The 25,169-nt window shown below is 39.0% G+C and carries 26 protein-coding genes; 19 read left to right on the forward strand and 7 right to left on the reverse strand.

Annotated elements, in window-relative coordinates; translation table 11 throughout:
- Nucleotides 1-19: 19 nt before the first annotated feature.
- The 6 genes from L0B18_RS12700 (at nt 20) to L0B18_RS12725 (ending at nt 5,101) form a co-directional block, all read left to right on the forward strand.
- Nucleotides 20-1,015 carry a LuxE/PaaK family acyltransferase gene (locus L0B18_RS12700; protein ID WP_234572160.1) on the forward strand — a complete coding sequence of 332 codons (996 nt, stop codon included), beginning with the start codon at nt 20-22 and terminating at the stop codon, nt 1,013-1,015.
- Nucleotides 1,008-2,087, forward strand: coding sequence for an acyl-CoA reductase (locus L0B18_RS12705; RefSeq protein ID WP_234572161.1), 1,080 nt, complete (start codon nt 1,008-1,010; stop codon nt 2,085-2,087). The genes L0B18_RS12700 and L0B18_RS12705 overlap by 8 nt, the downstream gene beginning before the upstream one ends.
- A gap of 50 nt (nt 2,088-2,137) precedes the next feature.
- Nucleotides 2,138-2,893, forward strand: a complete 756-nt coding sequence (locus L0B18_RS12710) for a ThuA domain-containing protein (RefSeq protein WP_234572162.1) — start codon at nt 2,138-2,140, stop codon at nt 2,891-2,893.
- 123 nt (nt 2,894-3,016) lie between these two features.
- Nucleotides 3,017-4,078, forward strand: a complete 1,062-nt coding sequence (gene holA / locus L0B18_RS12715; RefSeq protein WP_234572163.1) for a DNA polymerase III subunit delta — start codon at nt 3,017-3,019, stop codon at nt 4,076-4,078.
- Between the two features lie 55 nt (nt 4,079-4,133).
- Entirely contained in the window at nt 4,134-4,742 is a 609-nt protein-coding gene (locus L0B18_RS12720) for a sigma-70 family RNA polymerase sigma factor (protein WP_234572164.1), read from the forward strand.
- 50 nt (nt 4,743-4,792) lie between these two features.
- Nucleotides 4,793-5,101, forward strand: coding sequence for a hypothetical protein (locus L0B18_RS12725; RefSeq protein ID WP_234572165.1), 309 nt, complete (start codon nt 4,793-4,795; stop codon nt 5,099-5,101).
- Here the strand turns inward: L0B18_RS12725 and L0B18_RS12730 are convergent.
- From L0B18_RS12730 to L0B18_RS12740, 3 genes are all read right to left on the reverse strand, one after another.
- Nucleotides 5,060-5,689: a tetratricopeptide repeat protein gene (locus tag L0B18_RS12730; protein WP_234572166.1), complete on the reverse strand. Its 630-nt coding sequence runs from the start codon at nt 5,687-5,689 to the stop codon at nt 5,060-5,062. The two genes, L0B18_RS12725 and L0B18_RS12730, sit on opposite strands and share 42 nt — an antisense overlap.
- Nucleotides 5,686-7,893 (reverse strand): patatin-like phospholipase family protein, encoded by a 2,208-nt coding sequence (locus L0B18_RS12735; RefSeq protein ID WP_234572167.1) that lies wholly within the window; start codon nt 7,891-7,893, stop codon nt 5,686-5,688. The genes L0B18_RS12730 and L0B18_RS12735 overlap by 4 nt, the downstream gene beginning before the upstream one ends.
- Before the next feature lie 115 nt (nt 7,894-8,008).
- Nucleotides 8,009-8,239: a translation initiation factor gene (locus L0B18_RS12740; protein WP_234572168.1), complete on the reverse strand. Its 231-nt coding sequence runs from the start codon at nt 8,237-8,239 to the stop codon at nt 8,009-8,011.
- Nucleotides 8,240-8,469: 230 nt separating this feature from the next.
- On the opposite strand from L0B18_RS12740, the gene L0B18_RS12745 reads away from it, so the two are divergent.
- The 5 genes from L0B18_RS12745 (at nt 8,470) to tmk (ending at nt 12,570) form a co-directional block, all read left to right on the forward strand.
- Entirely contained in the window at nt 8,470-9,027 is a 558-nt protein-coding gene (locus L0B18_RS12745) for a bifunctional nuclease family protein (RefSeq protein WP_234572169.1), read from the forward strand.
- A 1-nt stretch (nt 9,028) separates the two neighbouring features.
- A complete protein-coding gene (bshC, locus tag L0B18_RS12750) occupies nt 9,029-10,648 on the forward strand; it encodes a bacillithiol biosynthesis cysteine-adding enzyme BshC (protein ID WP_234572170.1) in 1,620 nt (539 codons plus the stop codon).
- Nucleotides 10,648-11,220, forward strand: coding sequence for a 5-formyltetrahydrofolate cyclo-ligase (locus L0B18_RS12755; protein ID WP_234572171.1), 573 nt, complete (start codon nt 10,648-10,650; stop codon nt 11,218-11,220). The genes bshC and L0B18_RS12755 overlap by 1 nt, the downstream gene beginning before the upstream one ends.
- 77 nt (nt 11,221-11,297) lie before the next feature.
- Nucleotides 11,298-11,957: a PspC domain-containing protein gene (locus L0B18_RS12760; RefSeq protein WP_234572172.1), complete on the forward strand. Its 660-nt coding sequence runs from the start codon at nt 11,298-11,300 to the stop codon at nt 11,955-11,957.
- Nucleotides 11,958-11,967: 10 nt separating this feature from the next.
- A complete protein-coding gene (gene tmk / locus L0B18_RS12765) occupies nt 11,968-12,570 on the forward strand; it encodes a dTMP kinase (RefSeq protein ID WP_234572173.1) in 603 nt (200 codons plus the stop codon).
- Here tmk and L0B18_RS12770 read toward each other — a convergent pair.
- Nucleotides 12,551-14,845, reverse strand: coding sequence for an efflux RND transporter permease subunit (locus L0B18_RS12770; RefSeq protein ID WP_234572174.1), 2,295 nt, complete (start codon nt 14,843-14,845; stop codon nt 12,551-12,553). The two genes, tmk and L0B18_RS12770, sit on opposite strands and share 20 nt — an antisense overlap.
- Nucleotides 14,846-14,915: 70 nt before the next feature.
- Entirely contained in the window at nt 14,916-16,232 is a 1,317-nt protein-coding gene (locus L0B18_RS12775; protein WP_234572175.1) for a hypothetical protein, read from the reverse strand.
- Between the two features lie 182 nt (nt 16,233-16,414).
- On the opposite strand from L0B18_RS12775, the gene L0B18_RS12780 reads away from it, so the two are divergent.
- The 8 genes from L0B18_RS12780 (at nt 16,415) to pssA (ending at nt 23,573) form a co-directional block, all read left to right on the forward strand.
- Nucleotides 16,415-16,891, forward strand: coding sequence for an SRPBCC family protein (locus L0B18_RS12780; protein WP_234572176.1), 477 nt, complete (start codon nt 16,415-16,417; stop codon nt 16,889-16,891).
- An 82-nt stretch (nt 16,892-16,973) separates the two neighbouring features.
- Complete coding sequence (gene aroE, locus L0B18_RS12785; protein ID WP_234572177.1) at nt 16,974-17,846, forward strand: shikimate dehydrogenase; 873 nt, start codon at nt 16,974-16,976, stop codon at nt 17,844-17,846.
- Nucleotides 17,843-18,583: a peptidoglycan editing factor PgeF gene (gene pgeF / locus L0B18_RS12790; RefSeq protein ID WP_234572178.1), complete on the forward strand. Its 741-nt coding sequence runs from the start codon at nt 17,843-17,845 to the stop codon at nt 18,581-18,583. Before aroE ends, pgeF begins: the two co-directional genes overlap by 4 nt.
- Before the next feature lie 6 nt (nt 18,584-18,589).
- Entirely contained in the window at nt 18,590-19,501 is a 912-nt protein-coding gene (locus tag L0B18_RS12795; RefSeq protein WP_234572179.1) for a histone deacetylase family protein, read from the forward strand.
- A gap of 42 nt (nt 19,502-19,543) precedes the next feature.
- Nucleotides 19,544-20,698 carry a 1-deoxy-D-xylulose-5-phosphate reductoisomerase gene (locus L0B18_RS12800; RefSeq protein ID WP_234572180.1) on the forward strand — a complete coding sequence of 385 codons (1,155 nt, stop codon included), beginning with the start codon at nt 19,544-19,546 and terminating at the stop codon, nt 20,696-20,698.
- A 1-nt stretch (nt 20,699) separates the two neighbouring features.
- The gene (gene rseP / locus L0B18_RS12805) at nt 20,700-22,046 is read left to right on the forward strand and encodes an RIP metalloprotease RseP (RefSeq protein WP_234572181.1); all 1,347 of its coding nucleotides are present in this window, start codon (nt 20,700-20,702) and stop codon (nt 22,044-22,046) included.
- Nucleotides 22,047-22,049: 3 nt separating this feature from the next.
- Nucleotides 22,050-22,697, forward strand: a complete 648-nt coding sequence (locus L0B18_RS12810) for a phosphatidylserine decarboxylase family protein (protein WP_234572182.1) — start codon at nt 22,050-22,052, stop codon at nt 22,695-22,697.
- 66 nt (nt 22,698-22,763) lie between these two features.
- Nucleotides 22,764-23,573 (forward strand): CDP-diacylglycerol--serine O-phosphatidyltransferase, encoded by an 810-nt coding sequence (pssA, locus tag L0B18_RS12815; protein WP_255695638.1) that lies wholly within the window; start codon nt 22,764-22,766, stop codon nt 23,571-23,573.
- On the opposite strand, the gene L0B18_RS12820 is transcribed toward pssA, so the two are convergent.
- Together L0B18_RS12820 and L0B18_RS12825 are read right to left on the reverse strand one after the other, a co-directional pair.
- Complete coding sequence (locus L0B18_RS12820) at nt 23,570-24,070, reverse strand: hypothetical protein (RefSeq protein WP_234572184.1); 501 nt, start codon at nt 24,068-24,070, stop codon at nt 23,570-23,572. The genes pssA and L0B18_RS12820 overlap by 4 nt on opposite strands.
- Complete coding sequence (locus L0B18_RS12825; protein ID WP_234572185.1) at nt 24,067-25,146, reverse strand: alanine racemase; 1,080 nt, start codon at nt 25,144-25,146, stop codon at nt 24,067-24,069. Before L0B18_RS12825 ends, L0B18_RS12820 begins: the two co-directional genes overlap by 4 nt.
- Nucleotides 25,147-25,169: the final 23 nt, after the last annotated feature.

A 25,169-nucleotide genomic window follows, 5' to 3' on the forward strand; every position in this document is an offset into this window, starting at 1 on the left:
ACTGGGATTGCCATCTGATATGAAAAATCCAGAGAAAGCAATCGAACTGATTTTCGATTCATCCATTTCGTTTGAGAAAAGATGTAAGACAGTCTTTCAATTTCAGGTTGAAAACAGCCCGATTTTTAAACGATTTGTTGAACCATTTGGGTTACGTGCGAATGATCATCCAGCTTCGTACGAAATTCCACTCTTACCAATTCGTGGTTTTAAAGATGGGAAAATCATCACTCAATTAAATAGAGAACCAGAACTTACCTTCAAAAGCAGTGGCACTTCAGATATGAGCCTTAGTGTTCACAGAGTTCTGAGCCAGAAAATTTATGAGGCTGCAATTCTAAAAGAGTTTCAAACGTACTTTCCGTTTGAGGACTATATCGTTCTTTTTCATTTACCAGGATATGACCAGAATCCTCACTCATCTTTGATATGGATGGCGAAATATCTGATTGAAAGTGATCCTTCCGGTGATAGTCAGTTTGTATCAAAAGAAGATTTAGAGAATCTGGATTTTCGATTTCCAGACAGAAAAAAGAAATTCCTTCTGTTTGGAGCGGCTTTTGGGTTGATGGATTTTCTTGATTCTTCCAAATTCAATCCGATAGATGATTTAGAAATCCTGGAAACAGGGGGGATGAAAACCCATCGCCGGGAAATGACAAAACCAGAGCTTCGTCGGGCTCTCTCAGATGGTTTTGAAATACCACTTGAAAACATTCATTCGGAATATGGAATGTGTGAGCTCCTCAGCCAAATGTATGCAATAGGAGAGGAGTGGTTCCAAACTCCGCATTGGGTTCAGGTTTCTATTCGTGATCCCAAAAATCCATCTCGAATTTGTGACGTTGGGGAAGAGGGAAAAATCGGAATTATTGATTTAGCAAATGTCTATTCCTGTTCGTTTATTTTAACTGATGACAGAGGAGTAATGAATGAGACTGGCCTTTTTAAAGTCTTAGGGCGATGGAATTCCGAAGATTTACGCGGTTGTAATTTTTTGATCGATCATGAGTGATTTGCAAAAACATATTGCGAGAGTTTCAACAGCTATTGATGAATGGCTGCAGCCGGATAATGCTGATCTCAAAAAGGCAATTGATCAAACCGTGGAAGAAGATCTGTTTAGTTTTGAGGATATCAAACATCAGATCCTCGTTCTGAAATCAACTCTTCAACAAAAGAATCTGGAAATATGGGCGAAGCGATCGGGGTTGCAACTCAACTCGCTCAATCAAAAAAAAATCTTATGTCTGCATGCCGGAAATTTGCCTCTTGTAGGACTTCAGGATTTATTGGCTGTAGTTTTAGCTGGAGGCAATTATCACGGAAAAATATCGAAGAAAGATCCTCATTTACTGCCATCACTTTTAAGCAAGTTTGCTGAATTCGATCTGATCAAAAAAAAACAATGGAGCCGGCATCTGAATGAATTCGCCGGGAATCAAATGGATGCGGTATTATTTGCCGGCTCGGAATCATCGTCGGTTGAAGTAAAATCATCTCTAAAATCTTTGAAAATTATGGATGAATTTACGCCAACATTAATGCGAACAGCCCATTTTTCCATCGCTTTTATTGAAGATAATCATCCCCAAACCATGGAAGATTTGACAGAAGCTATCTTTCGATATGGCGGAACAGGTTGCAGATCGGTTGCCATAGTTGTGGCTCCGTTTCATTTGAATGATGAAAAATGTGGTTATACCGATTATGTGGAATCATTTTGGCTTAAGAATCCCCAACACAAAAAACCGGATGAATCCCTTTTTCATCGATATGCTTATAATCGAGCTTTAGAAATTCCGCAGGCATGGCTGAATGATTTTTTAATTGAACAAAATGTTTCTATCCCGAATCAAAAATTCCTCCTTTTTTGGGTGAAAGGAGATATGAATACTTTAGAAGAACTGGTTGAGAAATATAGGAATGGACTTCAATCCGTTTATTCTACTGCCGATCATATCGGGAAAGAAATAAGAACATTTCGGATTGAGCCGTTATCCCAGGCACAGTCGCCTCCAATATGGTGGAAACCAGACCAAGTGGATACTATTGAGTGGCTTCAAAAAAAAGTGGCACATCTTTGAAAAAACTCACAGTTTAAAGCAACTATCACTTAACAATAAAATATTGGAACATGGCTCGATCTATAATTTTACTAACACTTATTACGATACTTTTTTCGTCATTGTCATTTGCCCAGAATGATGAAGCAGAACCGGAAAATTCCGTTTTACTATTTACAAAAACAGAAGGTTGGAGACATGCATCGATTGAACCGGGAGCGATGGCTGTTAAAAAATTGGGCCAGGAAAATGGCTTCAGCGTAATATGGACCGAAGATACCTATAGCTTCTCTGAAGAAAATCTCGCTAAATATGACGCCGTCATTTTCCTGAATACCACCCTTGATGTTTTGGATACTCCGGAACAGAATGCTTTTGAAAATTACATCCAAAATGGAGGCGGTTTTGTTGGAATGCATGCTGCTGCCGATACTGAATATAACTGGCAATGGTATGGAGATTTAGTTGGCGGTTGGTTTAATAGCCATCCAGGTAATCCTAATGTTAGAGATGCAACTGTACTTTTGGTTGATGGAAATCATCCGGCTACTGAGCACCTTCCAAATGAATGGGACCGCGCCGATGAATGGTACAATTACAAGTATTTTAATAAAGACACAAAAACACTTCTTGAATTGGATACAAACAGTTATGAAGGGAGCGAGCATCCTGGCAATCATCCAATATCATGGTATCATGAATATGATGGCGGGAGAGCTTTTTATACCGGTCTGGGACATACAAGCGAATCATTTTCTGAAGAAGCTTATTTAAAGCATATTCTCGGCGGCATTAAATATGCGATGGGAGTGGCTGACGCAGAGTAATATCAATCCCATTTCTAAATGTCTTATTATTTCAAAGCATAATTCATAAGTTTACAGTCTCAGGTTCAAGGTCTAATGGTTAGACTTTGAACCTTATTTTTTGAACCTGAAACCTGTCTTTCATTGGCCAGAAATAGCAGCTTAGATACATTTCGAAATCTTTATAACACTCTCAGAAAAAGAGAATCCATAAAGCCCGTTTACTATCTCTATGGGGAGGAATCTTTCCTGATTGATATGCTTCAGGAAGAGATTGAAAAATTGATCCCTCAAGAGCAGAAAGATTTCAATTTCGATCTGATTTATGGAGGTGAATCTTCCACGGCCAATGTTTTGAACATCGCCCAAAGTTATCCGATGATGGCAGAAAAGCGTATTGTTATTGTCAGGGACTTTTTGAAGCTTAATGACAATTTTGAAGGAGAGGGGATTAAGGAATTCACCGGTTATTTCGAAAATCCAATTCCTACAACGATTCTCTGTTTAATTGACACTAAATTTCCGGATAAAAGAAGAGATCCCGGAAAGTATCTTAACAAGAATAAGGACAACGGAAAATTTTCCATCCATGAGTTTGAAAAAATCGATGAGAGAAATCTGGCCGACTGGATTATTGATTGGGCACGCCATTCTCATAAACGCCAGATTAATCCGGACGCGGCACAGGTTTTAGGCCAACTTGTAGGTTCGGATTTAAAATTATTGTCCTCTGAAATAGATAAACTGTGTACTTTTGTGGACACTTCTGAGCCTATTGAAGTTGGGCACGTAAAAAAAATTACACAATCATATCGCGATTTTAACGTCATAGAGCTAAAAAATGCGGTAATTAAGAGAGATTTAGATCAAGCCCTACGAATTGCGGAACAGATGTTGCTTAAAAGTAATAACAGCACGGGTGAAATAATTAAAACCGTGGGGTTCTTTTACAGTGTGTTTAGTAATATCTGGCAAATTTGTCGTTTGACAGAAAAAGGCTTGAACAAACAGCAGGTTCAGGATCAATTGAATATTAGAAGTAATTACATCTTTAATATTCAATATCAGGAAGCCTCAAGTTTCAGGCTCGCAGAAATGCCAAATATTTTTGAAGCCTTGCTGGACGCAGACAGCGCAGCAAAAGGATTCAGCACTCTGGACACCCCATCAATATTTCTCCTGCTGATAAAACGCATCATCGGCTAACTTTCCGAAGTCGGTGTTGCGATAAATAGCAACTAAGAATTCGGAGGTATTTTATATGGACGGTGCAACAGTAGCTCAGCTTCGCAATATGAACGATGAAGATGTAATGGAACAACTTCAGGACGGTGTGATGCAAGCATTTGATATCATAGTTCACAGGTACAAAGATAGACTCCATAATTTTCTTTATCGTTACACACACAATCATGAAGATTGTGAAGATCTTGTGCAGGAAACATTCCTGCGGGTTTATCGAAGCCGCTATTCTTACCAGCGGATTGCCAAGCTCTCTACGTGGATTTATACAATTGCATTGAACCTTGCTAAAAGCATGTACAAGAAAAAGCAACGAATGAGCCTGGTTTCTATACATGCTGATGAATCAGATCCTGATGACCGGGAAATGGAAATTACAGATATGAATATTCTTCAGGATGATAAACTTCATCTGAAAAATTCCATGAATGAACTGGAAAAAGCTTTAACAGAGCTTAATGATGATTTCAAGGAAGTGATTATCCTGAGAGATATTCAACAATTAACCTATGAGGAGATCTCCGAAATTACAGGAGCTGCCATGGGTACGGTGAAATCCAGAATTAACCGAGCCAGAAATCAACTTCAAGAGTTGATTGGAGATTACGTACAGCCGGAAACATTTTAAAAAAAGCGGAGTATGGATTATTGTAATCACAACCTAATTCATACTCCGCTATGGCTACTAACACAAAACGATTGTCGGAATACAGTTCACTGCTTTGCAATTGCAAAAACTTTGGATCTTTAAAGGTCGAGGATATTCTCTCCTTTGAAAGGTTATCCAACTATCAAAAAAGTATTTCTGAGAAACTCACAGAATTGCCTGAGATAAAAGCACGACGTGGATTTGACCAGCGAATGGCAGCAGCGTTTGCAATGGAACTTGAGAGAGAAACTTTACAACGCAACAGAAGCTGGTTAGAGAAACATCCCAAAATTAAATTACCCGAGATTATTGCTGATCTTAAGAAGGATGTTCTTTAAATCATCATGATTAGCGTCTGTCTCTAAACCTTTTTTTGCATAGGTGAGGGCTTTGTCATATGCTTTAACTTCATTTAAAATCCAGGCGATATTAAGATAGGCGTCAGCAAAGCTTTCCTCGATTTCAATGGCATCTTCATATTTTTTTACGGCTTTAATATGCTCATTTTGCCGTAAAAGAAAATTTCCATGATTAAAAAATGCCAGCGCATTTTGGGGTGCCAACTGTGTAATATATTCAAAGAGCTCTCCAGCTTTCTCTATATCACCGGATGCTTCATAAGAATCTGCAAGATTGGTTAACGATGGTATATGTTCAGGATCAATCTCCAGAGCATCCAGGTAATACTTAATTGCCAATGGATATTCTTCTAACTGCGAATATGCGTTGGCGAGGTTGAAAAGATAAGTCGCATTCTTTTCATCAGACTCCACAGCAGATCTCAAATTTTCCACTGCTTTTCTATATTTTCCAATCAGATAATAACCAACTCCAAGATCATGAAGCAAAGAAGCATCACTTGGATTTTTAGCTAATTGTTTTTTTATCTGATTTATTTGATTGTTGATATACTCTTCACTACTCAAAACTGATATCCAATTTGTAAATCTGCACGCAAGTTATTTAAAGTATTTCCTGAAAAAATCAGTTTGGCAGGGCCTAAAATGGTTAAAGCTCCTACCGAAAGAGAGAGTCCGTATTCCGTATCATCAGAGAGAAAATCGAAACTCCAGTTTTTTTCAAACTGACCTGCATATAATTCGAGCTCTATAAACCGATGGTAGAAGGGCTCAATCTGAATTCCCAGAGAAACCATTTGGGCATTTCGTGTTGATATTTCATATGGTTCGGCTCCACCAAACTGTATAAAATCGTAAATGGGATCGTACCGATTTGGAGACTTCCAATACTCCCAAGGGAGATTGCGCCCGGTTGTGTATCCCATCCAAACTGAATTTGTGAGTGACACATCATCATTAAGCTGATAATATGCATTGTAGTACAGAGTGGAGGAGCTGAAATTTATTTCACTTAAAAAAAGTTCGTCACTATAATGTCCCTCGAGAATCAAATGATGGCCTGCCGTTGGATAAGCTTTGCGATTTAACGTATCTCTTATATATCGAATAAATACCGAATGATAGTTTCTATCTGAAACCTTAATATCTGAAAAATTAATTCGATTCGATATGGTGTTAAAATCCCTTCGTAATCCAAGAGAAACAAGGTTTTGTGCACTGAAGTAGTTCCCTCCTGATATTTCCGCTCTCACAATTTCATTTTTAAACTGAGAAACTCTGGTATCTCCGGAATACCAGTTAACCTGTTCAGAATTGTATTGAATGCTTGAAAGCAGTGCCAGGTTAGAACCTAAAGCTCCGTAGTAAACATGGTCCGCCTGAAAGTTGATACGATCTCCTAATCGTGTTTCAAACCGGGTTAATGATCCATCGTGCAGCAGATTCTGGAAAATTCCTTCCAGCAAAATAGACGCTTGTGAACCCGTTTCATACCGCAGTCCAACTTTAAACTCATCCGAATTGTTTTCCTGCACATTTATCTGAAGTGTGTAAAAATTATCAGAACTGGGAAGAAGGCGATAAGTAACGTTTTCTATATATTGAGAGCTGTATAATTGCGTTACTTTCTCTTCTATTGTCTCCGGGTCCAGTGTAGATCCCGGAATGAAATTCAGTTGATTTAGCACAAAATTGTCATCATAAAATGTGTTGCCTTCAACGATGATTTGATCAATCGGAAACGACCCGGTATTCTCAAGACCTTTTCTTTCATAGGGAGCGGCTTTTTGTAGAGCCGCAATTTTTCTAAAATCATCCAAGTGCCGTTTACCTGCTTCCTGGCCTATTTTGAGAAACCTTTCTGCAAGGTCGAAATCGGCAGCAGAATAGGGTTTCAGTTCGTCAATAGTTACCACATAATCGGCCATTTCCCTCTGAACATCTGCATAATCATGAATTCTGAAATTAATACTCTGATTCAATACTTTCGCGAAGGTGTTTAAACTATCCTTGGCCATTAATGGAGAACTTACATCCACAGCTATGGTATAATCTGCCCCCATTTCAATAACATCCTGAACGGGAATATTTCGAATAAGCCCGCCATCTACGTAAACTTTTCCATCAATGGTATGAGGACTGAAAAAAGAAGGTATTGAAATACTTGCACGAAGTGCATCGGGCAAATAACCGGACCTGAAAACTTTTGCAGAGCCCGTTTCAAGATCTGTAGCAATTGTGGCGAAGGGGATCGGAAAGTCATCAAATTTTTCGATGCCGTGAACACTCTGAGTTAGCCGTGCCAAATATGTGTAAACATTCTGGCCAGATATAATTCCAACAGGCAAATCGATCCTTTTTTCACTGATGGGAAAAGTGGCTATTGTTCGGTCGTCCGTTATTTTCTCGTAATTGGAAATAAATCTTCTGTCCGGTTTTTCCGAAAAAAGTTCAATAAAGTTACTTGATGTAGCCATTTCAGCCAATTGATCGCTTGTATATCCTATGGCATACAGTCCTCCAACTAGACTCCCCATGCTGGTGCCTGTTATATAGTCAATTCGAATCCCGGCTTCTTCAATGGCTTGTATAACACCGATATGGGCAATACCAAGAGCACCGCCACCACTTAAAGCCAAACCAACCCTAAGCGTATCATCATCCTGCTCATGAGGAATGGGGATATTCAAATCACCGGCATCAACATCAGAAATGATGAATGAAAAAAATAATAGAAAAAAAAGGGGAAGTACCCGATGCGGAAAAGCCATGATAAATGAGAATAACTGATTCAGAGCTTTTTAATAAAACGTTAGTTATACACCCGTTTGTATATTTTTATTTCATTATGAGGATAATACCAACACGAAATTAGGTTCGTATTTGTTACTTCACATTTACATCAAATCCTTCTTTTTGAAGAATTTTTTTAACTTTATCCGTATGAGATCCCTGAATAGCAATTGATTTTCCCTCCACATGGCCTCCGGCTCCACACGAACTTTTCAATTTGGACGCCAATTTCTCAATAACCTGGGGATTATGCTTGATGTTTGACACAACCGTCATTTGATTTCCGGTTCGTGGATTGCGTTCTTCATGTATTTTTAAGGTCAATGGTGTACCTCTAAATTTATTCTGGATTTTACAGAGTTTGATAGAATCAATACTAAAAAAGATGATATCATTCCACTCTTTTGGGAATTAGATTCAAACAATACAACGTTTGTCAATTCGTATAAACTCTTTAAGTTTGCTGACTGTTTAAGAGACATAAAAATAGTTAAATTTAGAGCTTTAGGTAAGTTTCCAAAAAAGAAAAGGAGATAACATTGCAAATTATTAGAATGGAAATATTAGGGCTCTCAACGAGTCCAAGCAGCGGTGGCGCTTATGCTTTGATACTCTCGGAGTCGGAAGGCAACAGGCGTCTTCCAATTATTATCGGAACATTTGAAGCACAGGCAATTGCACTTGAGTTGGAAAGTATAAAACCGCCGCGGCCAATGACACACGATTTGCTAAAAAATCTCGTACTCAGTTTTAATTCAGATATTCAAAAAGTTGTAATCAATGATTTGAGTGAGGGCACATTTTTTGCTCAGATTCATTACAACAGGGAAGATGACAAAATAAAATTAGATGCACGCCCAAGTGACGCAATTGCATTAGCCATCCGTTTTGGCGCTCCAATATTTGTAAGTGAAAATGTTTTAGAAGAGGCAGGTATTGTTACTGAGGAATCTTCGGAAGGAGAAAAAGGTTCTGCCCCTGAAACAAACGAAGCGGAAAAAGAGCTCACCCAAATGGAAAAACTTGAGCATGAACTCAAAACCGCTGTTGATACCGAGAACTACGAAAAAGCGGCGAAAATCCGCGATCAGATAAAAAAGTTAAAAGGATAAAGTGAACCTGTCTCAAATCTCATTTCTCGATCTGCCATTTAATAAATTATTTCAGGATTACATTTCTAATTTTCAAAAGCTCAACTCATTCTACGAGGTAAATCCAAACTCGGATGAAGAAATTGAGTCGGCTCTACAGGCTTTCAATTTTCAGGGTGACAGGAATAAGACTGTTGAACTTCTGAAAAAATTCAACAAGCAATTTGGAGCCGGTAAAAAAACGATCACCTCGATCGAGAAATTGGCAGAAGAAAATGCCATCGCCGTAGTTACCGGCCAACAGCTCACAATGCTTGGCGGACCTCTTTTTACAGTCTATAAGATTTTAACCGCTATTCATTTTGCCCAAAAGTGGCAAGAGCAATACAATATTCCGGCTGTTCCGGTTTTTTGGTTGGCTGATGAAGATCATGATTATGATGAAATTGCCGGTCTTGGGTTCCCCTGGAAGGATGATTATAAATCCGTGCAACTTGACAAAGGTTCTGAAGTTGGCCAAAGAGTTTCAGAAATCGAGTTGGATACGAACTTTGCAACGTTTAAAAAGCAAGTTATCGAGAGCCAGTATGATACTGATTTCACGGACCCGCTTTGGCGTATTCTGGATAAATGTTATTCAGAGGGAGAAACAATTGGAATGGCATTTGGAAAACTCATTCTCTCACTCTTTGAGGAGTATGGAGTTGTACTTGCGGGTACAGCTCATACTGAAATAAAAGAACATCTCGTATCAACAATGATTCAATCTGTTGAGAAGGTTGAAGAGCAATTCCAGGCTCTGAAAAATCAAACAGATAAATTAGTTTCAAACGGATATCACGGGCAGGTCCATCTTCAGCCATCCAATCTTTTCTGGATTGATGATGACAAGAAACGAATAAAACTTTCTTATGAAAATAATACCTGGACGGTAGACGATGGGGATAAATCCTGGACATCCGCGGAACTAATTGAAGAGATTTCAGAACAGCCAGAGCGCTTTTCTCCAAACGTATTTTTGCGTCCCGTTCTTCAAAATGAGCTTCTGCCTGATTTTGCCTACATCGCAGGGCCCGGAGAAATTTCTTATTACGCCCAAACAAAAGAGTTTTATTCTGGCTTCAATCAAAAAATGCCGGTTATCATGCCGCGTTTTAGCGCCACACTTGTGGAATCCGGAATTGACAGAATATTTGAAAAGCTACCTTTTGAATTTGCCGATTATAATGACCGGATTGAGGATTTGGAATCTAAATTCATTGAGAAATCCGATTCCCCCGATATTGAATCTATTTTTGATGAATGGAAAAAAAGTATTGAAAATGTGAGTGAAGAAAGGGTAGGAGAGATCAAAGAGGTGGATCCGACACTGGAAGGTAGCTCAGAAAAAGCAATCGCTGCTTTCTTCACCGAATTGGATAAATTAAAAGGCAAAGTATATCGATCCGTAAAAGATCAGGAAAAAACTCAACTGAACAGAATTCGGAAAATTAAAGCCAACTTATTTCCCAATGCAAATTTGCAGGAAAGAGAGATCGCTTCAATTTATTTTTTGAATAAATATGGACTCGATATATGGGACGAACTTTTGGAGATTTTTAAAAACGAGCGTCCGGATTCGCATAAAATCATCCGCTTATAATGTCTGCTCCTTCCATCTCAAAGAAAAAGCTTCGCAGATTCTTTTTGGTTGAGAGGATGAAGCTTTCAGAGGTGGAAGTGGAAACCAAAAGTGAGAGCATTATAAATCGTGTGTTGGAATCCGATGAATTCAAAAAAGCTCAAACCGTTCATACCTACATTTCAATTAAAGAAAAAAACGAAGTCCGTACCTTTCCATTTATCGAAGCTTGTTTTAAGGAACAGAAAAGAGTTGTGGTCCCAAAAATTGTAGGCGACGGAACCCTGGAACACATTGAACTTAATTCTTTGGATGATCTAACCATAAATAATTGGGGTGTCCCGGAACCTCCTACGAAGAAACAAGTTCCGATTGATACGCTCGATTTGATTATTGTACCTATGGTGGCGGGGGATCGTTCTAAAAACAGGTTGGGTTATGGAAAAGGTTTTTATGACAGATTCCTTGAAATATCGGAAGCTGTAAAAATAGGATTGTTATTTGATTGTCAACTTTATAACAACAAATTACCGGTTGAATCCTTTGATATTCCTTTAGACATTTTGATAACGGAATCTCAACGAATTGAATAAAGGTTCGAAACAGACAGAGCAAACATCCGTAGAGTTTAAAAACAATTAATCAAATATCAGTTGCGATGGTTAGCCAAATGGAAAGAACGTTAAATATTTCGGATCAGGATTTGCACACAACCCTGAACGAATTTCTGGAGGAAAAAGAAAAGAAACCCAAAGAGAGTATTTGGAATTTTTCCACAATTACGGGTTTGGTTCTCGTGTTGATTTCCGCTGCATTTGTTGGCAATGTAGTCAGCACGCAGCTGTTGGGAATTGCGACTTTACCATTTCTCAGTACGCTTATGTCTGTCACGCCCTATATTGGCGGGGCCATTCTGGGATTGCTTCTGATAGGGATGTTTTCGAGGAATAAGAGCGAAAAAATTGAAGCAAAAGAAGAAAAAGAGAAAGTGAGGGAAACCTACGATAAACTGGATAAATTCTTATATAGCGAAGAAGAAACAAAGACTTACCGACAAAAAACGAAGACTAAGACCTCAAGTGCTTCCAAATTCGAACGTTTTAAAGTCAGCACTTCAAACCGCTTGATGAAATCAAGAACGGATAAGAAAATTGCCGGGGTTTGCGGCGGACTTGCCAAACATCTGGGCATTAGTGCGACCATTATTCGCCTTCTTTTTGTAGCTGCAATTATTTTGGGTTGGGGATCATTTATTTTGGTTTATATTGCATTGGCTTTTGTAATGCCAAAAGAGCCGATCTATGAAATGGATGATTTTAAATCTTTTTAATTAACTCGACGTGCTCATATCATTTGAAGGGATTGACGGTTGTGGAAAATCAACCCAAATAAAACTTCTGAAAGAATATTTCGATCAAAAAGGAATAAAATACTCGGTTTTTCGTGAACCGGGCGGAACGGAAATTTCGGAAAGAATTCGTTCTCTTTTATTGCACGAAACGGATGAAATGCATCCCATTACGGAACTTCTTCTGTTTTCTGCCGCCAGATCTCAACTTATACAGGAAAAAGTATTACCCCTTCTTCAAAAAAACGAGATTGTGATTCTTGACCGATTCTATGATTCAACTACGGCTTATCAGGGATATGGAAGGAAATCGGCTGAACTTAAAAGTATCCACGTCCTAAACCAACTCGCTACGCATCATACAAAACCTGATCTTACCTTTTATTTGAAAATCGATCCGAAAGAAGCTGAGAGAAGAACAAGTGGAAACAGAAAAGACCGGATGGAAAATGCAGGATATCAGTTCTTCGTTGATGTCAGCAAAGGTTATGATGAGTTGGCCAACAATGAAGAACGGATTCATTCAATTGATGCCATGCAGTCTGAAGTTGAAGTTCACGCCCAAATTGTCTCAATCATTGAGAAGAATCACTGATTTTTTGAACAGGATTTAACCAATAGAAAAGGGAAGGAAGCAGAAATAAATCAGCCAAAAGAGCAGCAAAAATGGTTGTGCAGACCAGTGCTCCCATTAAGGTTGTGGATGTAAATGTACTTGTGATCAGTGTTCCAAAGCCTGACAAAAGAATCAAGCTGGTAATGATAATTGCACGTCCGGTTCGAATGGTGGTTGTTGTCAAAGAGGGTAGAAATGTCCCACTTCTTCTGTACTCAACTCTGAAACGAGCGAGAAAGTGAATACTGTCATCTACGGCAATACCTAATGCAATTGTAAAAATCACAGCAGTCGAGGGCTTTATATCCAGATTAAGATATCCCATCAAACCTCCAACCATCAACAGGGGTAATATATTCGGAACAAGAGCAATTATGAGTAACCGAAAATCTTTAAACATATAAACCATAATCGCTGTTATTGCCGTAATTGCCAGTAAAATACTCCATGCAAGAGAATAAACAATCTTATCTGTAAGGTCGGCATTCAGAATTGTAGTTCCGGTAATGATGACTTCCTGATCCGGAAAAATCCGAGCAATCTCAGTAGCAATTCCCTGTCTGATTTGGTTGATTCGTTTCGAACCGGCATCCTCGGTAAAAGCTGTGATTCTTAACTTGCTATAGTCAAAGTTTACATACCGGGACAATGCTTCAGAATTATTGATCTCAAGCAGTAAAATATATTGAGCAATGGCATTATCAGAAACGGGTAATTGATTTTGAGTAGATACAGAATCCGGATTCATGACCTTGTGAATTTCTTCCACCAATGTTTGTAATCCAACAACCCTGTGTATTTCCGGGTACGACTGTATTACTTCTTCAAGCTGTAAGGCTTTATTCATAATTGTGGCTGAAATAGCCGAATCAGGAAAGTTTGTATTGATAACAAATTCCATTGGAAATGGGGGCGAGATATTGTTCGTAAAGAAACGACTATCTCTCATTAATTTTGTGTCTTCACTAATATCATCAAACACCCGGCCGTTTACGTCCAGGTTTCGAATTCCAACGCTAAAAATGATTGTGATAAGTAGAAAAACCAGGATAATCCTGCGATAATGAAGTCTGTTAAAAGCGGACAGTTTTATAAGCCATTTGTGAACGGCCGGATAAAATGCGCTCGTTTTTTCATTTACCACTTTTTTTTTCCTTACAACTTTTAGTATCGCCGGTAAGAAAGTGATGGTAATCACATAAGCAATCAAAACACCAACGGCGGTATAAATTCCAAAGCGTTTCATCGGGACAACAGAACTGCTGACCAGCGATGCAAACCCAATCGCAGTTGTTATACTGGTAAGAAATGTTGCGCTTCCCAGCGTTTTTAACATTTCAATAATAGATTTTTTCTTGCCTGAACCTGACTCTCTCGAATCATCATATTTTGAAATCATATGTACTGCATCTGCAATACCCACGCACAACAAAATAGGCGCTATTGTTGTACTCATAATTTCAAGATAACCGCCCGATAACTGGATGATGGCTACAGCCAGTAGCAGGGTGGTCCAGACGATCACCATGGGAAACAAAATGCCCCAAAGTGTTCTGTACATATACCAAAGAAGCAACATGATTAAGACGGATGAAATCACGATGTACATCACAATTTCATCGTTCAGCATATTTACATATTGATTTCGAAAATAGGGGATACCGGATATATGAAACTCATAATCCTGACGATGATCTGACAAAATCTCATTGACCTGATGGATGATTTTGTTTTTGACTTCGTACGTATTGCTCTCTTTTTCAATGATCAAAACTACAGATGTGGCATTGCCCTCATGATTCACCAAATATCCTGAGAGAAGGGGATCTGAAGTTATTTCTTTCTTTACTTCATCCGAATTTAAACGCTCCAAAGAATTTGCTTGCAGGTAAGGTGTAAAGCGAAGAGAGTTTTCTTCTGATATGATCTGTTGAGCATCCCAAAGCGATAGGACATTCTCAATGTTTTCAATCTTCTTAAAATCATCGACTATCGTCAGCAGATCATTTAGAACCTTTTCAGAGAATAAAGAATCGTCTTTGAAGCCGACAAGAATTGCATTGTCATCTCTACCAAATTCCTCCTCAAGCTGCTCATATTCTTTGATAACCGGATCATCTTCAGGATAAAATCCTTCGAGATCAAAATCCGTTCTGATATTGCTTGCCGGATAAATCGCCAGAAAAGCCAATATTGTTATTGCTGCAATAATCAGCTTTGGATACGTAATTATAAAATTTCCAAATCGCTCCACGTACGATCAATGTCCTGAAAGATTGTTCAGGAAATGCAACTCAAAGTATTTGAAATGAATTCCCTTTTGACTAAAAAAAGAGAGCAAGCCTGGAAAAAATAAAACTATTCTCTCGATACTCGCTAAAGGAGAGATGACCCGATAATCCGTTTGAACTTTCACCGCCAAAGAGATTGGTTCCAAGGGTAAGTCGAAGGCTATCCGTGAGATCATACTGCCCCTGCAATTGTACCCAAAAATCATTTGTGTCGATATTATATCGTGAGAGAGTCAGCATGTGCAGGCGTTCTCTCAGAAAAGAACGGGCAGCAAGCAATGAGGTGTATTTATACACTTTCTGGTGTAGTATTTCTTCATCGTAATCAAAAATTCCTTCCACAAAAAACTGGGCATCAATTGTTGTTTTGAAGAATTCTGTCCGGATGCCGGCCATGGAATGTATCCATGGTTTCGTAACCAATAAATTATCATCAAATTCAATGTTTTCAGGTATCGTTAATGGATCTGGGAAATCACCCGGTTGGAAATCATCGGGAAATGGAAATCGTGTAAATAATTTATCTCTTACAAAGAGCGATTCCATCAAAACAATCAATTTTGAATGAATTTTAATTGATGAAGAAATCCCGGCCATCAAAGAGTTCTGAGAATTTTCTTCAAAATTAATGGATGGAAAATCCGGTAAATCTGCCAGATCAAAAGTAAGATTATATGCAGGAGTTGGATGAGTCCAACGCATTAAAAACAGGTCCAAGTCCAGATTCTGTGGTGAATATAAACTGTACCGCAAAGCCAGTTGTATATCTTTTATTGAATAAGGCTCTTCGTTAACATTACTTGTTACCGGGGTTATCGAAAAAATTTCTAAAAACTCCTGTGCAGGGAACCATCTGGAATCAATTGCCGGCAACAAATCATGTTGAGGAAAGGGTGAAAAAACGAACTGAAGGGAATTGGCTCCAAAATATCGGATGGCATTAAAAGAGGTGACACCAAATCGAATGTCTTCGGCTGAAATAGTCAAAAACTCTCGTAAATCAACCGGAGTTATAATGTCGGTTACAAATGCCCCATTTGCACGTCCCCAGATAATTTTTTGATGTCCAATTCTGAGATCGTATTTGTCGAGATACCAATCCAGGTAAGCTTCTTTTAATAGGAATTGAAGATCTTGGGTTTTATTAAACGTGTGAATAAGGTCAAGTTCTGCAGTAAGTCCGCCAAAATCCGTTGATTTATCAAATTGAAACCGCAGGCGATTTCGGGCAGCTATAAATTCCTGATCCCCTGAAGTTTGGGCAGCAAGGTAGTTTTGAAGCACGCCATTTAATGTAGATTGTCCCATCGCCCAATCCACTTGGAAAATAATCGTGAAAAAAATCGACAAAAATAGATGAAAAATGGCTCTAATGTGAATACTCTTAGATTTATTTTGAACCTTTATTCCCAAAATGATTGATGCTTAATCAAAATATGCGTAAATTTATTGCATTGTGGATGTATAGTATCTGCAATCTTTTCATTTCAACTCCGAATTAAAACCTTTCATTTCCGAAGTAAATGACACTTATGGCGCACGAAAGAATTGAAGTAGACTTACCTTTAGCCAAAGTTTACGAATTATTATGCAATCCTGTTCATTTTCCAAAGTTTCTCGATCGTATCGATAATGTTGAGAAAGTTAATTCCCAAACTTTCAATTACACAACTACTATTGGTGGCGAAGAGTTTCAATGGACAACCAATATAATCGATAATTTGAGAAATACCCGATTTGCCTGGATTACAATTAATGGCAATTTAAATCAAACTGGAACAATCCGTTTCACACCACTTGATAATGGAGAGAGAACCCGGGTTGATTTTTCTTTGGATTACCGAACATTTTTTGGTGAAGCAGAAGAAGACTTGGCTAATTTTATTGATGGTTTACCAGATCAACTCGCTAAAGATCTGCAAAAATTCAAAAAACTTGCAGAAACGGATACGTTTAAAGACGCAACTGTAGGAGAGTCTGAAAAAACGGAAAGCGAAGTTACTGCTTAAATCCATTCATCAAAAATATAATATGCGACCTGGAAATTCCGGGTCGCATTTTTTTTATCCTCATTTCTTAGTTTGCTCAAAAATGGTTGTTTCATTTGATGATTTCAAAACATCCACCGTTCCAAATAATAAAATTTATGCGGTTATTGGCCATCCTATCAGCCATTCTCTTTCGCCAATTATGCATCAAACGGCATTAGACCATTATGGGATTGATGCTGCATACATCGCCCTGGATTTGTCTCAATCGCAGCTTCATGAGTTTATCTCATGGTGTAACCACGACAATTTTCTGGGATGCAACATCACCATTCCGCATAAAGAAGCGTTTAATGAAATTGTGGATGAGATTGATCCTTTTGCTAAAGAAGTGGGAGTTGTAAATACTCTTGTGAAAAAAAATTATAAACTAATCGGTTATAACACAGATGTTTATGGTTTTTTACAACCCCTGAAACCATTTCTTCATGAAACAACTTATTCACGTGCTATTATATTCGGAACCGGTGGAGCCAGCAGGGCAGTGAAAACCGCGCTTGAATCAGAAGGATTTGAAGAGCTTATTTTTGTATCGCGAAAACCTCACAGACGGAATATTTACAGTGAACAAACTTCTATAAAAATTGTTGACTATAACCAATGGCAATCTTTTGCGAGTGAAGCGGAGCTTTTTGTAAATACAACTCCCGTTGGGATGTATCCGAATTCAAATAAAACATTTCTCAGAGATGACGAGGCCAAATTTTTGGAAGGTAAAATTTGCTATGATCTCGTTTATAATCCTCTCAAAACGAAATTCCTACAGTTAGCAGAAGCACATGGAGCAAACTGTATTAATGGATTAGATATGTTGATATACCAGGGTAGCAAATCATTTGAACTATGGACCGGAAACGAGTTTCCCGTGGATAAAATCAGGAACAAACTGACGGATTCTTTAAAAGTTACTCAATGAACATCATCAGGCCATCCATTTTTTCTGATTGCCCGAAGATTACGGCCGCTTTTACAGAAGCGAATCGTTCACTTTATCATCATCGTCCAATTTCTGGTCTCGATTTAGGAATCAATACAATCACAGAAACAACTGATCTCGACGAAAACTATAAAAATCTTCTGCAATTTTTAGGGTTACAAGAGAATTCCATAGCCCTGGCAAACCAGGTTCATGGGACAAATATTGAGATTGTTGACCAACCCGGTATCTACGAAAATACAGACGGGTTAATCACGAAAATCCCGGATCTACCAATTGGAATACAAGTTGCCGATTGTGCTGCCGTTTTAATAGCCGATGATATTTGTGGCGTGATCGGAGCATTTCATGCAGGATGGCGCGGTGCAATTTCAAATATTATTCCGAAGGGATTGGAAATGATGAAATCCATTGGCGGACAATTGGTTAACTATAAAATCTATATTAGTCCTTGCATATCAGAAGCCAGGTTTGAAGTGGGAGAGGAGGTTGCCGAGCAATTCCCGGATTTCTTTGTTGACAGATCCACTTATTCTAAACCACATGTAGATTTAAAAAGTTTTTTGACACATCAACTAATTGATGCAGGTATAAAAATGGACCAAATTGAAATCTCCACGGCATGTACTATGCAGGATGAACGATATTTTTCATATCGCAGAGAACGAGAAAAGGCGGGCCGAATGTTAGGCTTAATAAATTTGAATAAGAATTGAACTGCATTGCGTGTTAGTTATACTCCGGAGTATGTAGCTCCATTGCCGGACGGACATATCTTCCCGATGAAAAAGTTTTCAGGTTTGTATGAACACCTGATTGCAAAAGGAATTATTACCGATTCAAATGTTGTAGAACCAAGTCTCGTAGATTTTGTGAATCTCAATTTGGTTCATACAACTCGCTATTCCAATGGATTATGGTCAGGCGAATTGTCTGCAAAAGAGATCCGAAAACTTGGTTTGCCGTGGTCTAAAGAGTTGGCTGTTCGCTCCAGACTTGCTGTTCAGGGTACCATTAACGCTGCTGTTATGGCCTTACAGGATGGGATTTCCGGAAACCTTGCCGGTGGAACTCACCATGCCATGCCTGACGGCGGAGAAGGTTTTTGCGTTTTTAATGATGTTGCCGTTGCCATAAAAGTTTTAAAACAGGCAAAATGGATGAAGAATGTTTTAGTGATTGATTGTGACGTTCACCAGGGAAACGGAACTGCCGAAATTTTCAAAAATGATGATGATGTTTATACATTTTCGATCCACGGAGAAAAGAATTATCCATTTGTTAAACCACCGTCCACTTACGATATTGGCATGCCAGACGGCACTGGAGATCAACTGTATATAAATACTTTAACAGACGCGTTGAGCAAAATATTTGAAGATTTTACTCCTGATCTGGTTTTCTATCTTGCAGGAATTGATCCGCTGGAAAGCGATCATTTTGGAAGATTATCGTTGAGCCTGAATGGATTACTGGAACGTGAGAGGCTTGTAATAGAAACGGTAACTCAAAAAGAGGTTCCATTGGTTCTCCTGTTATCCGGTGGATATGCGCCAACACTCCAGCAAACCGTTGAGGCACATTCAATTATGTATCAAGAAGCAAAGGAAATTTCGAAGCCTTACTTTCACTAAACATTTTCTATTTTACTACATAAAGAAATACGACAGGATAGTTTGCCCGAAAAAAAAATTGCCATATTTGGAGCTACCGGTTCAATTGGAACCCAGGCTCTCGACATTCTCAAAAAAAAACCGAACCTCTACCAGGTTGATGTCCTGACGGCCAATAACAATTATCAAAGTCTCGCTGAACAGGCAAATCTATTTCAGCCGTCTTGTGTGATTCTTGCGAATGAAGCTCATAAAGATGAATTCAGGAAATATCTAAACTACTCTCCCCAACATCTTGAATTCGGCCAGTCCGCACTTGAAGAAGTCGCTGCAAATTATGAGTATGATTTACTTCTGAACAGCCTCGTTGGATTTGCTGGTTTTATGTCTACATACATCGCCCTGAAGCGGAAAAAGAGAGTTGCTCTGGCCAATAAAGAATCACTTGTTGTGGGAGGGGAGATCATCACAAAATTACCTGCCTTCAACGAAGGTTTTTTAGTTCCGGTTGATTCCGAACATTCTGCCATGATGCAATGTATTGAAGGCGAGAGTATGGAATCGATCCAAAAAATTATCATCACAGCAAGCGGCGGACCATTTTGGGAATACTCTGCTGAACAGATGAAAGAAATTACAGTCGAAGATGCTCTAAAACATCCGAACTGGGATATGGGATCGAAGATCACGATTGATTCTTCAACCATGATGAATAAGGGGCTGGAAATCATTGAGGCTCATTGGCTTTTTACAATTCCGGTTGAGAAAATTGAACCGGTTATCCATCCCCAAAGTATTATTCATTCTATCGTAGAGTTTGTGGATGGATCATCCAAAGCACAATTGGGCCCGCCCGATATGAAAGTTCCGATTATTTATGCACTTACATATCCTGATCGCGAACCATATCCCAATAAAACCCTGGACTATTCCAACAATTTAGAATTGGAATTCAGGCCTGTTGATTTCGAAAAGTTTCCCTGCCTTCGGCTTGCTATGGAATCGGCAGAGGAGGGAGGCTTTGCACCGGCCGTATTAAACGCCGCAAATGAAATTGCTATCGAACGATTTTTAAGCAAGGAAATTCACTATATTGATATCCCGAAAATCATAGAAAAATCACTTGAAAAAATTACCTCAAACAAGGAATTAACGCCAGCCTCGTTAATGATCATTGATAAAGAAACGCGTAATTATGCAAACTCGTTACTAAGATAAGATGGATTGGATTGTAAATATATCTTCTACAATTCTCATTTTTATAGCTGCAATATTTATTCTTGTCACCTTTCACGAATTGGGACATTTTCTTGCGGCTAAGTTTTTCAAAATGAGAGTGAATAAATTTTCTATTGGATTTCCTCCTAAAATTTTTGGCTTCCGAAAAGGAGAGACCGAATACGTAGTTGGTGCTACACCTCTTGGCGGTTATGTACAGATTGCCGGTATGATTGATGAATCCATGGACGATTCTTTTCTTGAGGAGGAAGTAAAACCCGATGAATTTCGTAGCCGTCCTGTCTGGCAGCGAATTATTGTAATTCTTGCCGGTGTAATTTTTAATATGATTCTGGCAGTGCTGATTTACACAGGAATGACCTGGAGCTATGGTGAAACAATGCTGCCTGTTTCATCTGTAGAAAGTGTCTATATCGAAGAAAGCTCGTTGGCTTATGAAATCGGCTTTCGTACAGGCGACCAGCTCATTGGGATAAATGGCGAACGTGTAGAACATTTCAATGATCTTTTTAACCCTGCTGCTTTAACTGACAGGGATTTGAGTTTTATGGTAAATCGTAGTGGAGAAACTGTTAATATCACTCCACCTCCCAATTTTTTGGATAGGATTAATCAAGAAGGCCGATTTATTCATGAAACGCTCAGTTTGCCAAGTTCCATTTCCAATGTAATGGAAGACAGTCCTGCTGAAGGTGCGGGTTTGCAGGCAGGAGATAAGATTGTCTCAGTAAATAGAGAACCTGTAAACTACTGGGTTCAATTGGTTGACCATATCCAGGAGGCTGAAGGAAGTTTACAACTCGAAATTGATCGAAATGGAGAGTTGATTCAAACGGAGGTTACTCCGGATCCGGAGACAAATCAAATTGGTATTCAATCTCCAAATCCTTTGGAATTTTTCGAATACGAGCGAAAAACCTACAACATTGCTCAATCATTTGTAATTGGCCTGGACAACACAAATGATACATTTTTTGGAATTATTCAGGGCTTGGGCAGAATGTTCTCGGGCGATATTTCCGTTAGGGAAAATTTAGGCGGACCTGTGGCTATTGCCAGCATCACAAGAGAAGCAACGGATGCTGCCGGTTGGCGCGGATTCTGGAACATTACTGCCTTTTTGAGCGTGACGCTCGCTATTATGAATATGCTGCCCATTCCGGCTTTGGATGGTGGACATTTTATGTTCCTGGCTTACGAGGGCATTACGCGCAGAGAACCCTCACCCAAAGTACGAATGGCACTACAACAGCTTGGATTTATTCTTTTGATAGGTCTCTTCATCCTGATAACCTTCAACGATATACTTCGCACATTCGGGGGTTAATGGATGTTCGCTAAAGAAGGTTACAGCACCATTTTTGTTGTTTTTCTATTTAGCATTTCAGTGGCGGTTGCCGTTTCGTTTGGTCCGCCCTGGCTTGGATATATTTTTTATCCATTGCTAATTATTCTTTGTGGGCTCATTCTTTATTTTTTCAGAGATCCGAAGCGAAATCCACCAACCGATGACAGTCTTATCATTTCTCCGGCAGACGGCCGGGTGGTTCTTATTCAGGAAACGGAAGAACATGAATATATGGGCGGACCTGCTACCCAAATCAGCATTTTTCTTTCGCCTCTTGATGTGCATGTAAATCGCGTTCCTATAAGTGGTGATCTGGAATACGTTAAATATTATCCCGGAAAATACCTGATGGCTTGGGAAGATCATGCCTCCGAAATGAATGAGAGAGCCCATTTTGGAGTTAAACATGCCAGTGGGATGAAAATTCTATTTAAACAAATAACCGGATTTATGGCGCGTCGAATTGTTTATCACCTGGAAGAGGGGGATCAAATAAAAGTCGGTCAGCGGTTTGGTATTATGAAATTTGGTTCCAGGATGGATGTATTACTTCCCAAACACATAAAAATTAAAGTTAAAAAAGGGGACAGAACTGTAGCCGGTGAATCTGTTCTGGCTGTGGTTGAATAGATTTTTCACTATTAAATAATTAACAATACTTTTCGTGAATCAAACTTCTTTGTGAAGACCTGTTAGATGAAATACCCTATCCAAAAAAAACGATTCAGAAACCGATTCAAGAAGCGGAAAATAAAACCTCTTCCCAAAATTGTTGTCCCCAGTTTTTTTACTTTAATGAATCTCTTTTGTGGATTTCTCTCCATTCTTTTGGTTCATGAGGGAAATTTCGTGACAGGTGCCTGGCTGATTGTTTTAGCCGGCATGTTTGATGTACTTGACGGTTTCATGGCCCGTCTCACAAACTCAACCAGCGAATTCGGGATGGAACTTGATTCGGTAAGCGATGTCATTTCTTTTGCTGCCGCCCCGGGTTTCTTCGTCTATAATTTTGCATTTCATGAACTTGGAATCATTGGGATCTTATTGAGTGCGCTTGCGCCGCTATGTGGAGCCATCAGGCTGGCCAGGTTTAATGTAGAGTCCAAAATAAGTGAAATTGACTATTTCCGTGGATTGCCCACTCCGGCATTTGCCATCATGATTTCTGCGTTCTATCTCACATTCAGAAACAGGTTAGACTGGTTTTCAGGATTTGAGCATGGAATCATTTCTGTGCTAATCCCGGTTGTTATCGTTCTCGCTTTTTTGATGGTCAGCACGGTACCATTCGATAAAATTCCGCGGTTTGACAGAGCTTCAATCAAAAAATACAAAAACCGACTCATCCTGCTCGTCGTTTATTTCATCCTCATAATTGTCTTACAGGATATTGGCCTGATGATTGTCTTTTCCTTCTTCATTTTAAAAGGACTGGCCCTAGGCGCTTATATATTTTGGAAACAGGCCTTTACGGACGATCCTAATCCCCTTGAAGACGGCATTTAAGCTTCTGAATACATCTTCAGAAAATCCCTAAGTGTATTGGCATTTTCTTCACTAAGCGGAATAACCCGGCTCTCAATTTCATTAAAGTAATACCAGGCATTCTCGTCTTTTTTCTGAAAGCGAACACACTTATCGTTCATCATGAAATCATTATAAATACTCTTGTTTGGGAGTTGATCGGTTTTTATTTGATGAAAATCTGACCGGGGTTGTTCTGACTCGAAAATGATTTCATTACGAACCTTGTATGTGGACTTAAAAAATTCCTCATCTACAAGAACTGTTAATTCAACTTGTCCATCATAAACCTTAAAAAAACTGAGAAGCGCCACTGCAAAAAATGCAAATGCAGCTAACCTTAAATAGCCGATCCAAAGTACATTATCAATAAAGTGATACGAGACAAATATAACGAGCGACAAAATGAGGCTTAAAACAGCAACGGTTGGCCAATACTTCGAATATTTTTCTTTGATAACAAGCTTCTCGTCCTTCATGATAAAACTCTCTTAGAAATGGTTTGGCCTTCAGGAGTGAAGTAATTTCTATGCAAATTTGCGGTCAGACAAGAGTGAATAGGGCAGAGCCATACAGAGTCCCTCTCAACCGGAGGAAGGCCGTTTAATGTGCCGTGTTCTTGTGAGAGAGCTTTTAAAAATAATCCATTGACTTCTTTAACATCTGCATCCAAAGAATAGTCAACAATCTGTCCAAAATTCTTTTGTTCGTTGGTAATAATAAATTCTTTTGACAAATGGACAGCGCCACCGTGAAGAATTGACCTGTCTGATTTTGGAAATGTTTGTCCCACAGGAAGAACAGCAAATAAGGCGACGTCATCAAGATTACAACTACCAATTTGTACCTGCATGTAATCGTAAAAAACTAAGTTTCCCGGAGTCATTTCATCCATCTCATGGAGACGATCAGATACACTGGCTGAAGGCGTATCTCCCAATGAAATTTTGGCTTCAGGAAATTGCTTTTTCAGATTAAGCAAAATATCAATTGTAGGGTTGATGGCATTTTTGATTTCATCGATTCCTCGCGAACCGTATGTTCGGCCATCATGGATATAAAAGCCATGGAAACTCGCATTTTCAAACCTTTCTGATGATTGAATCAATTTTTTAATCAGATCAACATTTTTGTAGTGGATACCGCTTCTTCCATAGTCTGGATCAATTTCTATAAAGAATTGAAAAGGGTTTTTAAGCTCCCGATTAAGAAGCTCGAGATGTTCAGTGGAGTTAACAAAAAGTCTCAATTTGGCTTTTAATTCCAACTGCCGGAGTCCGTCGATTTGCTTCGGAAAGAATGGAAATGCAATGGTAATATCATCCCAACCGTCTTCAGCAAAATATTGAGCCATGGATACCGACGAAACTGTAATTCCCGATACACCGACATCCCTGAACCAACGTCCGACCGTTTGGGATTGATGGGTTTTAAAATGTGGCCGAAAAACGCAATTTGCCTCCTTTGCGCGTTCTGCCATTCGGGCGATATTTCGTTTACAACGCTTTGTATCGAGGATGAGGATTGGCTGTTGTTGACGGTTGATAAAACTCATAGTTTAACATCTATTTAAATGAT

Origin of the sequence: Rhodohalobacter sp. 614A, from assembly GCF_021462415.1 — a bacterium.
Taxonomy (GTDB): Bacteria; Bacteroidota; Rhodothermia; order Balneolales; family Balneolaceae; genus Rhodohalobacter.